Below are 9,684 nucleotides of genomic sequence, written 5' to 3' on the forward strand. Positions count from 1 at the left end.
GGCCACCGTCGGAAGGCGCTGGCCGCGCCGTCCCGTCCTGTCGGCCCGTTCGACCGCCGAGCCCCCCGCCGCGCGCGCGGGCTTTATCGCCGACTCGCTCGACCTGATGCCCGACCCGGTGATCCTGCTCGATCGGCATGGGACGCTCACCTACGCCAACAACGGAGCCCGGCAGCTTTATGGCGAGACGCTGGGCGCCGTCGCCCGCCACCCCGCCCTGCAGGACGTGGCCGCCACTCTTCGCGAAACCGAGTCCGCCTGTGCCACGCTGGCGCTCGACGTGCCGGTACGCCGTGTGATCCGCGCCCACATGCGTCGACTGCCCGCGAGCGGCACGGACGCGGGGCAGACGGTGGCCGTTGTGTCCGATCATACGGCGCAGGACGCACTGGAGCGCACGCGCGCGGATTTCGTCGCCTATGCCAGCCATGAGCTGCGCACCCCTCTGGCCGCGCTGACCGGCTTCATCGAAACCCTGCGGGGGCCGGCAGCGGACGATCCCGCCGCCCAGCAACAGTTTCTGGGTGTCATGGCCGCCCAGGCCGCGCGCATGCAACGGCTGATCGACCGTATGCTGACCCTCTCCCGCGTGCAGCAGCTGGAGCATCAGCGACCACGGGGAATCGCCGACGCCGTGATCATCATGGAACGCGCCATGGCCGAGGCCTCGGCGCTGGTGCATGGCACGTCCATGACGCTGGTCATGGCGCCCCCCCACGACGACCTGCCGATTCGCGCTGATGGCGATCAGATGGTGCAGGTTCTGATGAACCTGATCGAAAACGCGATCAAATACGCGGGCGCGGCCCGCCCACTGGACGGCCGGATCGATCTTTCCGTGGCGCGCGCACCGCAGGACGGGCGATGGCCCCGCGACGACGGGGCGATCTTGTGCGTAGCCGACAACGGCCCTGGGATCGACGCACGTCACCTTCCCCGTCTGACCGAGCGTTTTTACCGCGTCGAAAACACCGCGACCCGGGTCAGCGGCTCCGGCCTCGGGCTTGCGATCGTGAAACACATTCTGGACCGCCATGCCGGGCGCCTGATCGTCGAGAGCGAGCCCGGGCACGGCACCACCTTCATCGTTTGGCTGCCACTGGCCTCGTCACAGGCCTCGTCGGAGGAGGAGTCCGTCTCCTACGGCATCACACCCGATCCCATCGCGTGGGAATAGCGGGCGCGGCCATCTTCCCCCTTGTCTGGGACGCGCGAGGCGGCACAAATGATCACCCCACCCCTCAGACGCGAGCGCCTGACCACCCATGACCAAGACCATCGCCTGCCTGCTGTTCACCACCTTCGCCCTGTCCGCCTGTGGCGGCCACGCTACGAAAAAGGCCACGACCGAACAGGAACGGCTTGAGAGCCTGGGCTACCACTCCGATGTCAACCAGACCGGGCAGGTCAATCACTGACGACCCGGGCCGTCGCCACGCTCAGCGCCACTGACGCCGCGAGGGCGGTTCGTGACGACCAATGTCGCGCGCGCGTTTCTCGAACGGTGCGCTATGCCCGACCGAACACGCCAGCGCGTGGCGCCGCACGGCACAGGGCAGCGCGCCGGCCAGTTCGATCGACAGCGCTTCCGGTCCAAGGCCGGTCTCGGCCTGCAACGCGATCATCGCCGTTTGCGGCAGAAGCTGCACGCAGAGTTCCGGGGTTGCCATCGGGACACCCGTCCCGCAACTCCATTGCCGGAAGACGCGATACTGCGCGGCATCCTCGGCGGCCGTACGCAGCAGCTCGAACCCATTGGGTCGTCCCGACGCGAGATAGCGATCAAGAAGAGTCGACAGTTCGGGCCGTGCCGTGATCGCCGACGCCATCAAGGCTTCCGGGCATTCGCCCGACGTCACAATTGTCTTGCGCATGATGACCTCCCGGTGCGCTGAGGAAGAACGGATCACGCCGTCCTGCCCTTCTTCAACGCGCGACTGGGTCCGCCGGTCACGTCCCACGACACGGCGGTCGATCACATTGGCGTCACACCCCGGCTATTGATGACCGTAGGACGATACCGCATGGCCGTAACTGACCTGCGTGTCCGTCGAGACGGTCTGTGGCGTCACGGGCACCGCCCCGCCCGGACCGCCTACCGAGAAGCCGCCCCGCTGCGGCTGGTCCGAAGGATCCAGCCGCTCCAGCGGCGACGCGCGGGCGTAGATCACCTCATGCGGATGACGATTGCGGGGATGCAGGGGTGCGTCCTCGGGCTCGGCCTCCGTCATGTCCGCCGGAGGGGGGCCGAACAGACGCGTCGTGGCCGAACAACCGCCGAGGGTCAGGCCCAGGATCAGCGGAGCCACGAGCAGACAGGGGTAGGGAACGCGCCGCATCCCGGCAGTCTATCAGCAGCGCGCGCGCCACAAAACCCCGCCCGGCCGAAGTCTCAGCTCGTGATCTGCACCCGGATCAGCGCCGTGCGCTCCACGACGTTGATCGCCACCTCGTCATCGACCCGGACCAGCCGGACCGTGACGCTCTCGCCGCCGACGGCAAGGTTATAGAGCGTCATGCTGTCGAGGAACGGCGGCAGGCGCGGCTTGCGGAAATGCACCGTCATCGTATCGGGATCGAAGCTGAGCCCCAACGTCGCCTGCACCAGCGCCGGCAGTGCCGCCGCGGCCCAGGCCTGTGGCGAACACGCGACCGGATAGCGCACCGGCCCCTCGGCCCGGTTCCGCCCAAAGCCGCAGAACAGCTCGGGCAGACGGCGCAGGTCGGTGTAGAACGCCGCATCGAACAGACCGTGAAACACCCGTGACGCTTCTTCCAGATACCCCTGCCGCGCGAAGCCCAAACCGATCAGGGCGTTGTCATGCGGCCAGACCGAGCCGTTATGGTAGGCCATGGGATTATAGCGCGCTTCGCCCTGCGGGATGGTGCGGATGCCCCAGCCGCTGAAGGACGAACGATCCATCAGCGTACGCACCACCGAAGGCACGCGCTCGGGCAACGCGATGTCGGTCAGCAGCAGGTGCCCGACATTGGACGAACGCACCAGGCACGGCTTTTTATGGCCGTCCAACGCCATCGCATACGTGCCGAGCGCATCATCCCAAAACTTCAGATTGAACGCGATTTTCAGCGATTCCGCCTGCGCGTCCAACCGATCGGCGTAGGTCGTGCGTCCGAGTCTGCGGCCGATCAGTGCTGCCGCGCGTCGCGCGCCATACACATAACCCTGGACCTCGCACAACGCGATCGGCCCTTCAGCCAGCGTCCCGTCGGCATGGAAGACGCTGTCGTAGCTGTCTTTCCAGCCCTGGTTGATGAGCCCTTCGCTGTTGCGGCGGCCATACTCGACGAAGCCGTCGCCGTCGCGATCGCCGTATCGGTCGATCCATTCGATCGCACGTTCGATATTCGGCCACAGGCGGCTCATCAACGCCACGTCGCCGGTGCGTTCGAGGTATTCTCCCGCCAGCATGACGAACAGCGGCGTGGAGTCGACCGAGCCGTAGTAATGCCGGAACGGCACCTCGCCCAGCTCGGCCATCTCGCCATGGCGCACCTCGTGCAGGATCTTGCCCGGTTCGGCATCGGCCACAGGGTCTTCCCGGTCCGCCTGATGCAGGGCGAGATAATTCAGCACGCCACGGGAAATCGCCGGGTCCAGCCACAGGGTCTGCATCGCGGTAATCAGCGCGTCACGCCCAAAGGCGGTGCTGAACCACGGCACGCCGGCATAGGGATACGGCCCGGTCGGCTTGTCGGTCAGCAACATGTAGATGTCGCAGACGCAGCGCCGGATCGCCTCGTTGAAAATTTCGTTCGACGTGGCGATCGCCGCCGCGCGCGATGACGACAGACGCAGTGCGCGCCGCGCCTCGACCGCCGCGAACAGGAATTCCCGCCCGGGGGAGTGTGGCTGGTCGGGCGCCGGATCACACTCTATCTCGTAATGCACGAGAATACGTTCGCCCGGAGCAAGCGAGAAACGGAACGAGGCCTTCGAGGCCGTCAGGCTTTCCGGTTCGGGCGAGAACCGCAGCATCGTGGTGCGACGCCGATTATCGAGCCCGTCATAAGACAGGAGCACACGGTCGGCGTGGATCTCGGGCTCGCGCAGTGTTCCGCGTCGCTTGCGGACAGAGCCGCGCGCCTCGAACAGGTCCGCGAAATCGGCGGCAAACCCGAGTTCCAGCACGGCCTCGCGACGCACGACGTCGAAATTGCGCACTTCCAGTCGCTCGTAGCACGTCTTGTTCCAAAGGAAGCGCGACCGGCGGACATGCAGGAGATCATGGTCGAGCTTTTCGCCGTCGGCCTGAGTCACGTTGGTGTTGGTCATATCGACCGACAACATCACGTTGTTCTCGCGCACCGTGGCCGACAGAAGAATGGGTCGTGCGCCCATCAGGGTGGTGGTCAGGCCCGACAGATAACGCGTGTCGTGGAAGTACAGCCCGTCGGCGATCCCCGGCCCCCAGAGCACGTCGCCCGTCTGGTCGAACACGCCGAACATGTCTCCCTGCTTGAGGGTGTGCAGCCGACGTTCGGACAGGAGCGAACTGGCCGAGACAGGAAACCCGTCATGCTGTTCCTGCCCGGCCGTCGAACCGGTCTCGGTGGTCGCGTCCATGGCGTTCTTCCTCTTCCAGTCTTTATCGTGTGTTTGGTGACAGCGTGCGCACCCCGGACGGGTTCACAGCAACCGTGCGAACTTCAGCAGCAGATACGTGATGCCCATGAACAGGAAGCACACGATGCCGGCCTCCACCGTACCGAAGCGTCCCTGCGACAGGAACATGCCCCCGGTGTTCATGCCGAAAAATCCGGTCACGAATGTGGCAGGCAGCATCAACGTCGTGGCCACGGACACGATATAGAGGCGCCGGTTCGTTTCCTCTGCCTGGCTGGACGCCAGCTCGTCCTGAAGCGAGCGCGCACGTTCCTGTAACGCGATCAGGTCGTCCAGGGCGGCGTGGGTCTGACGCTCGGCCCGGTCGCGCAGTTCGTCCTCCGCCCACTCCGGCAGTTCCAGATCCTCGCCCCGGAACAGGCGGTTGAGCGGGGCCATGACGCGGCGCAGCTCAGTTAACTGACGCCGCACCTTGCCCACGATACCGCTGATGTGGCCAAGGTCGGAGGAATTGTCGATTAGCAGCAGCACATCCTCGGCCCGGTCGAGCTGATCGTCGAGGACGGTGATCTGGCGGCGCACGCTGTCGGTGAACTCGCGCAGGGTGCGTTCGACGATCATCACCGGCCGCCGCGTGGCTTCCTGCCCGCGCTCCAACTGACGATAGACAACGCCCAGCGCGGGAACCGGATGGCGGCGCGTGGTAATCAGAAGATCCGGCGTCAGCGCAAAGCGCCAGGCGCAGACCGACACGTCATCGTCTGGTCCCGTCTCGTCGAAGGCGGGCAGCACGCCCCAGACAAGGCCCGGCATTGCTTCGATATGGGTGCCGTATTCGGTGCCAGCCAGCATCGTGCGCACGTCGTCGGGCAGGCATGGCAACGCATCGACACGCGCGCGCGCCGCACTGTGCACCGTGTCATAATGCAGCCAGATCCAGGATTGCGGCGCGTCGTCGGCCTCGTCGTCGACCGCCACCGCCTCGTCAAACGCGCGCGAGACGCGAGCGTCGACCTCCCGGGGTGACAGGGGCACGATCGTGCCGGCCGTCGGTTCATACCGGACCGCCCAGACGAGGCCGTCGCTCGCCCGGCGTTCGGTTGCGATCTCTTTCCCCGGGAGAGGTGGCGTCATGGGCGGGCTCCCGTTCGGTTCATCGCGCGAAGGTCTCGCATGAGTGCCCGAGTGTGGGCGATGCCGCAAGTTCCTCCGTGGCGCCTGATGCGCGGTTCGCGGCGAAAGATCGGCCCATGGCCTAGCCGCGCACGGTCTGAGCCGATATATGCGGCCCAGCACGGAATTTCAGCAGACAGGACAGACCATGAGCGCAGAAGCCGATTACAAGGTCCGCGACATTGCCCTCGCGACGTGGGGCCGCAAGGAAATCTCGATCGCCGAGGGCGAAATGCCCGGCCTGATGGCCCTGCGCGAGGAATATGGCGCATCGCAGCCACTGAAGGGCGCGCGGATCGCCGGCTGTCTGCACATGACGATCCAGACCGCCGTCCTGATCGAGACGCTGACGGCTCTGGGCGCGACCGTGCGCTGGTCGTCGTGCAACATCTTCTCGACCCAGGACCATGCCGCCGCGGCGATCGCCGCCACCGGCGTGCCGGTCTTTGCGTGGAAGGGCCTGTCGGAAGAGGAATTCTGGTGGTGCATCGAAGCCACCGTGAAGGGCCCGGACGGCTGGACCCCGAACATGATCCTGGACGACGGCGGCGACCTGACCGTGCTGATGCACGACAAGTATCCCGAGCTTCTGGCCGATGTGCGTGGCCTGTCGGAAGAGACGACCACCGGCGTTCACCGTCTGTGGGAGATGGCGCGCAAGGGCACGCTCAAGGTGCCGGCAATCAACGTCAACGACAGCGTCACCAAGTCGAAGTTCGATAACCTGTATGGCTGCCGCGAAAGCCTGGTCGACGCGATCCGTCGCGGCACCGACGTGATGATGGCCGGCAAGGTCGCCGTGGTCGCGGGCTACGGCGATGTGGGCAAGGGCTCGGCCGCCTCCCTGCGCAATGCCGGCTGCCGCGTTCTGGTGACCGAGGCCGACCCGATCTGCGCCCTGCAGGCTGCCATGGAAGGGTATGAGGTCGTGACGATGGAAGCCGCCGCGCCGCGCGGCGACATCTTCGTTACCGCGACGGGCAATGTGGACGTCATCACGATCGACCACATGCGGGCAATGAAGCACCGCGCCATCGTCTGCAACATCGGTCACTTCGATTCCGAGATCCAGATCGAGGCGCTGCGCAACCTGACGTGGGACAACGTCAAGCCGCAGGTCGACGAGGTCGAGTTCCCCGACGGCAAGCGCCTGATCGTCCTGTCCGAGGGCCGTCTGGTCAATCTGGGCAATGCGACCGGCCACCCGTCCTTCGTGATGTCGGCTTCGTTCACGAACCAGACGCTGGCGCAGATCGAGCTGTGGACCGCGCCCGAGGGCAAGTACGAGGCCAAGGTCTACACGCTGCCCAAGCACCTCGACGAGAAGGTCGCCGCCCTGCATCTGGCCAAGGTCGGCGCGGAACTGACGCGCCTGTCGCAGACGCAGGCCGAGTATATCGGCGTTGGCGTGAACGGCCCGTTCAAGCACGACCTCTACCGCTACTGATGACAGGCCGGCTTCGCCCTGATTCGTGGCGGAGCCGGTTCACGGGCCCCCACGCCGGCGCGAAGGTGTCAGGGGTCGGGTGGACGACGGGAGGTGCGGCGGGTCAGTGCCGCGCCGGGTGACGGTCGCGCTCCAGCCGGGCGGTCATACGTTCGGCACTCTCCGGTGCGCTGAAGCACGTGCCGACGGCCTCGTCGCACCCCACATCGCGCAGGAAATCGGCCACGGTGACATGGTTGACGCCTTCCGCGTGCACCGCGATATCGAAATTCCGGCCCGCGCCGATGGCCGCGCGAATGAAGCTCTGGTCCAGTTGGTCGAGCGGACAGTGTCCGACATCGGGTCCGGACAGGGCAGCCGAATAGAACAGCGTCCGATCCAGCTTGATGCCGCTCAGAAGGCCGGCCAGCGCCCTGTCGCGCAGCAGCGTCAGGCTGGACGCTCCGCGCCCGAATCCGGTCAGGATCGTGCCTACGCCTACATCGCGCAACGCGGCCAGGGTGAAGATCAACTCGTCGGTCTCCTGTCCGAAGCCTTCTTCCTGAAACTCCAGATCAAGCCGATCCGGCGACAGGCCGGACTGGACCAGAATCTCGCGCAGTCGGAGCACGAAGTCGACATCCGGCGCGCTGACCGATCCCAGCGCGAACGACAGTCGATAGGCGCCCCGCCACCGCGCGGCGCTCTGGCAGGCGTGCAGCAGAAGGCGAAGGTCACGTTCTTCCTCTCGCAGCGCGCGGCGGGGTGGACGCTGCCCAAGGGCAATCGCCGACAGCGCCTGATGCGGCGTGGCCGCGAACGCAGCGGCACCGGTCACCGCCCCGTCGGCCAGCCGGACACGCGGCAGGAACAGCAACTTGCGCGCCCGCGCCCGCGCGGACACCGACCCACGGGCCACGGGACGCCGCGCGATCAGGCACTCCGCCCCTGCCGTGCCGGCGCTATTGGCGCTTGCCCTGTCTTCAGCCACGCACTCTTCCCCATTCGCGCAGACGGTCAATTCCATCGTGCGAGAGGCTTAGCGGCCAAACGTGACCCGCTGGTTAAGAACGGCGGCTTACACCGAAGCGTTACCGCTCAGTCGTCACGAAGATCCCGGGCGGTATAGCCCTGCGCGAACAGCAGTGCCCGCAGCCCGGCATGGTTGACCTGCTGCTCGATCGCCTGCCGCACGACGGGCTTGGCATGGAAGGCAACCCCCAGTCCCGCCTGGCGCAGCATCGGCAGGTCGTTGGCCCCGTCCCCCACGCATAAGGTGGCTGACAGCTTCAGCCCCCGCGCCGCACTCAGCCGTTCCAGATGCGCAAGCTTCGCGTCCGGCCCCACGATCGGCTCGCCGACCGTCCCGTCGAACACATCGCCGTCCGTACCCAGATGATTGGCATGATGTTCCGCAAAACCGCAGAGTTCGGCCACACGCGCCGTGAAGAACGTAAAGCCGCCCGAAATCAGCGCCGTCGTTGCATTGTGCGCGCGCATCGTGGCGACCAGTGTCTTCGCGCCCTCATTCAGCGTGACATCGGCCCATGCGCGCTCCAGCAAGGCCTCAGGTTTGCCGCGCAGCAGCGCCACGCGCGCGCGTAAGGCCTCCTCGAAGTTCATCTCACCGTTCATCGAACGCGCGGTAATCGCCCGCACGGCCTCGCCGATACCGGCATATTCGGCCAGTTCGTCGAGCGTCTCGCCCGTGACGATCGTGCTGTCCATGTCGGCGATCAGAAGGCCCTTGCGGCGTCCGCGCGCACGGGTCAGCAGCACGTCGACCCCCTTGCCGTTCAGGGCGGCGCGAATGGTTGACAGCTGCGCGCTGCCCGAACCGGGCGCGCCGCAGGGAATGTCCACCGCCTCCCCCGCCGAGAGCACGACGGGTGCCGCGCCCTTCACCATCTCGCGCGCGGCGTCGATGACGGGGGCGGCCAGGGTGCCGGCGGCGCGGTTCACCACGAGGGTCAGGCAATGCGAACGTGTCATGATGCTGCGCGTGTGGCAGGCTTGCGGCCATGATGCAACCCGCAACCCCGCCCCCGTCCGCGCCTTCGGAGCGCGTGGCGATTCTGCTCGCCGGCCCGACCTGCTCGGGGAAGTCGGCGCTGGCGCTCGACCTCGCCACCCGGATCGGCGGCACGGTCATCAACACGGACTCGATGCAGGTCTATCGCGAACTCTCGGTGTTGACGGCGCGTCCGGATGCCGCGGAACTGGCGCAAGCCCCGCACCGTCTCTACGGCGTTCTGCCGGCGCGCGAGACGGGCAGCGTCGCCTGGTGGCGCGCACAGGCCCTGCATGCGATGGACGAGGCTTGGACGACCGGTCGAGTGCCGATCCTGTGCGGGGGCACGGGGCTGTATTTCCGCGCCCTGACCGATGGGTTGGCCGAAGTGCCCGACCCAGGGGCGGACGCCCGGGCCGAGGCACGCTCCCTGGTCGAGGCACTGGGCCCGGCCGCCCTGCTGGAGCGCCTGGCGGCCGTGGATCC

10 protein-coding genes are annotated in these 9,684 nt (G+C 66.8%); 4 read left to right on the plus strand and 6 right to left on the minus strand.

The window, feature by feature from the left end:
• The coding region (locus HUK82_RS12040; protein WP_176614195.1) for a sensor histidine kinase at nucleotides 1–1,177 on the plus strand (1,177 nt) is incomplete at its 5' end.
• A gap of 88 nt (nucleotides 1,178–1,265) precedes the next feature.
• Nucleotides 1,266–1,418 (plus strand): hypothetical protein, encoded by a 153-nt coding sequence (locus tag HUK82_RS12045; protein WP_176614196.1) that lies wholly within the window; start codon nucleotides 1,266–1,268, stop codon nucleotides 1,416–1,418.
• A 21-nt stretch (nucleotides 1,419–1,439) separates the two neighbouring features.
• Here HUK82_RS12045 and HUK82_RS12050 read toward each other — a convergent pair whose 3' ends face one another.
• The 4 genes from HUK82_RS12050 to HUK82_RS12065 all read right to left on the minus strand — a co-directional run bounded on the left by HUK82_RS12050 (nucleotide 1,440) and on the right by HUK82_RS12065 (nucleotide 5,722).
• Complete coding sequence (locus tag HUK82_RS12050) at nucleotides 1,440–1,874, minus strand: hypothetical protein (RefSeq protein WP_176614197.1); 435 nt, start codon at nucleotides 1,872–1,874, stop codon at nucleotides 1,440–1,442.
• Nucleotides 1,875–1,997: 123 nt separating this feature from the next.
• Nucleotides 1,998–2,339 (minus strand): hypothetical protein, encoded by a 342-nt coding sequence (locus HUK82_RS12055; protein WP_176614198.1) that lies wholly within the window; start codon nucleotides 2,337–2,339, stop codon nucleotides 1,998–2,000.
• Between the two features lie 53 nt (nucleotides 2,340–2,392).
• On the minus strand, nucleotides 2,393–4,588 hold the full coding sequence (locus tag HUK82_RS12060) for an amylo-alpha-1,6-glucosidase (protein ID WP_176614199.1): 2,196 nt from the start codon (nucleotides 4,586–4,588) through the stop codon (nucleotides 2,393–2,395).
• Between the two features lie 63 nt (nucleotides 4,589–4,651).
• On the minus strand, nucleotides 4,652–5,722 hold the full coding sequence (locus tag HUK82_RS12065; protein ID WP_176614200.1) for a CorA family divalent cation transporter: 1,071 nt from the start codon (nucleotides 5,720–5,722) through the stop codon (nucleotides 4,652–4,654).
• Between the two features lie 187 nt (nucleotides 5,723–5,909).
• On the opposite strand from HUK82_RS12065, the gene ahcY reads away from it, so the two are divergent.
• Nucleotides 5,910–7,208 (plus strand): adenosylhomocysteinase, encoded by a 1,299-nt coding sequence (ahcY, locus tag HUK82_RS12070; RefSeq protein ID WP_176614201.1) that lies wholly within the window; start codon nucleotides 5,910–5,912, stop codon nucleotides 7,206–7,208.
• Between the two features lie 103 nt (nucleotides 7,209–7,311).
• Here the strand turns inward: ahcY and HUK82_RS12075 are convergent, their stop codons facing one another.
• Both HUK82_RS12075 and serB read right to left on the minus strand, forming a co-directional pair.
• The gene (locus HUK82_RS12075; protein ID WP_176614202.1) at nucleotides 7,312–8,178 is read right to left on the minus strand and encodes an EAL domain-containing protein; all 867 of its coding nucleotides are present in this window, start codon (nucleotides 8,176–8,178) and stop codon (nucleotides 7,312–7,314) included.
• Nucleotides 8,179–8,285: 107 nt separating this feature from the next.
• Nucleotides 8,286–9,179: a phosphoserine phosphatase SerB gene (gene serB / locus HUK82_RS12080; RefSeq protein ID WP_176614203.1), complete on the minus strand. Its 894-nt coding sequence runs from the start codon at nucleotides 9,177–9,179 to the stop codon at nucleotides 8,286–8,288.
• 32 nt (nucleotides 9,180–9,211) lie between these two features.
• Here serB and HUK82_RS12085 point away from each other — a divergent pair.
• Nucleotides 9,212–9,684: tRNA (adenosine(37)-N6)-dimethylallyltransferase (locus HUK82_RS12085; protein ID WP_305144407.1), on the plus strand; the 473-nt coding region annotated here is incomplete at its 3' end.

Source organism: Ameyamaea chiangmaiensis (assembly GCF_013376175.1).
GTDB lineage: Bacteria > Pseudomonadota > Alphaproteobacteria > Acetobacterales > Acetobacteraceae > Ameyamaea > Ameyamaea chiangmaiensis.

Bases quoted from the DNA above. Each gene is read 5' to 3' on its own strand.
- HUK82_RS12045 (WP_176614196.1), top strand. From the start codon at position 1,266: ATGACCAAGACCATCGCCTGCCTGCTGTTCACCACCTTCGCCCTGTCC.
- HUK82_RS12050 (WP_176614197.1), bottom strand. From the start codon at position 1,874: ATGCGCAAGACAATTGTGACGTCGGGCGAATGCCCGGAAGCCTTGATG.
- HUK82_RS12055 (WP_176614198.1), bottom strand. From the start codon at position 2,339: ATGCGGCGCGTTCCCTACCCCTGTCTGCTCGTGGCTCCGCTGATCCTG.
- HUK82_RS12060 (WP_176614199.1), bottom strand. From the start codon at position 4,588: ATGGACGCGACCACCGAGACCGGTTCGACGGCCGGGCAGGAACAGCAT.
- HUK82_RS12065 (WP_176614200.1), bottom strand. From the start codon at position 5,722: ATGACGCCACCTCTCCCGGGGAAAGAGATCGCAACCGAACGCCGGGCG.
- ahcY (WP_176614201.1), top strand. From the start codon at position 5,910: ATGAGCGCAGAAGCCGATTACAAGGTCCGCGACATTGCCCTCGCGACG.
- serB (WP_176614203.1), bottom strand. From the start codon at position 9,179: ATGACACGTTCGCATTGCCTGACCCTCGTGGTGAACCGCGCCGCCGGC.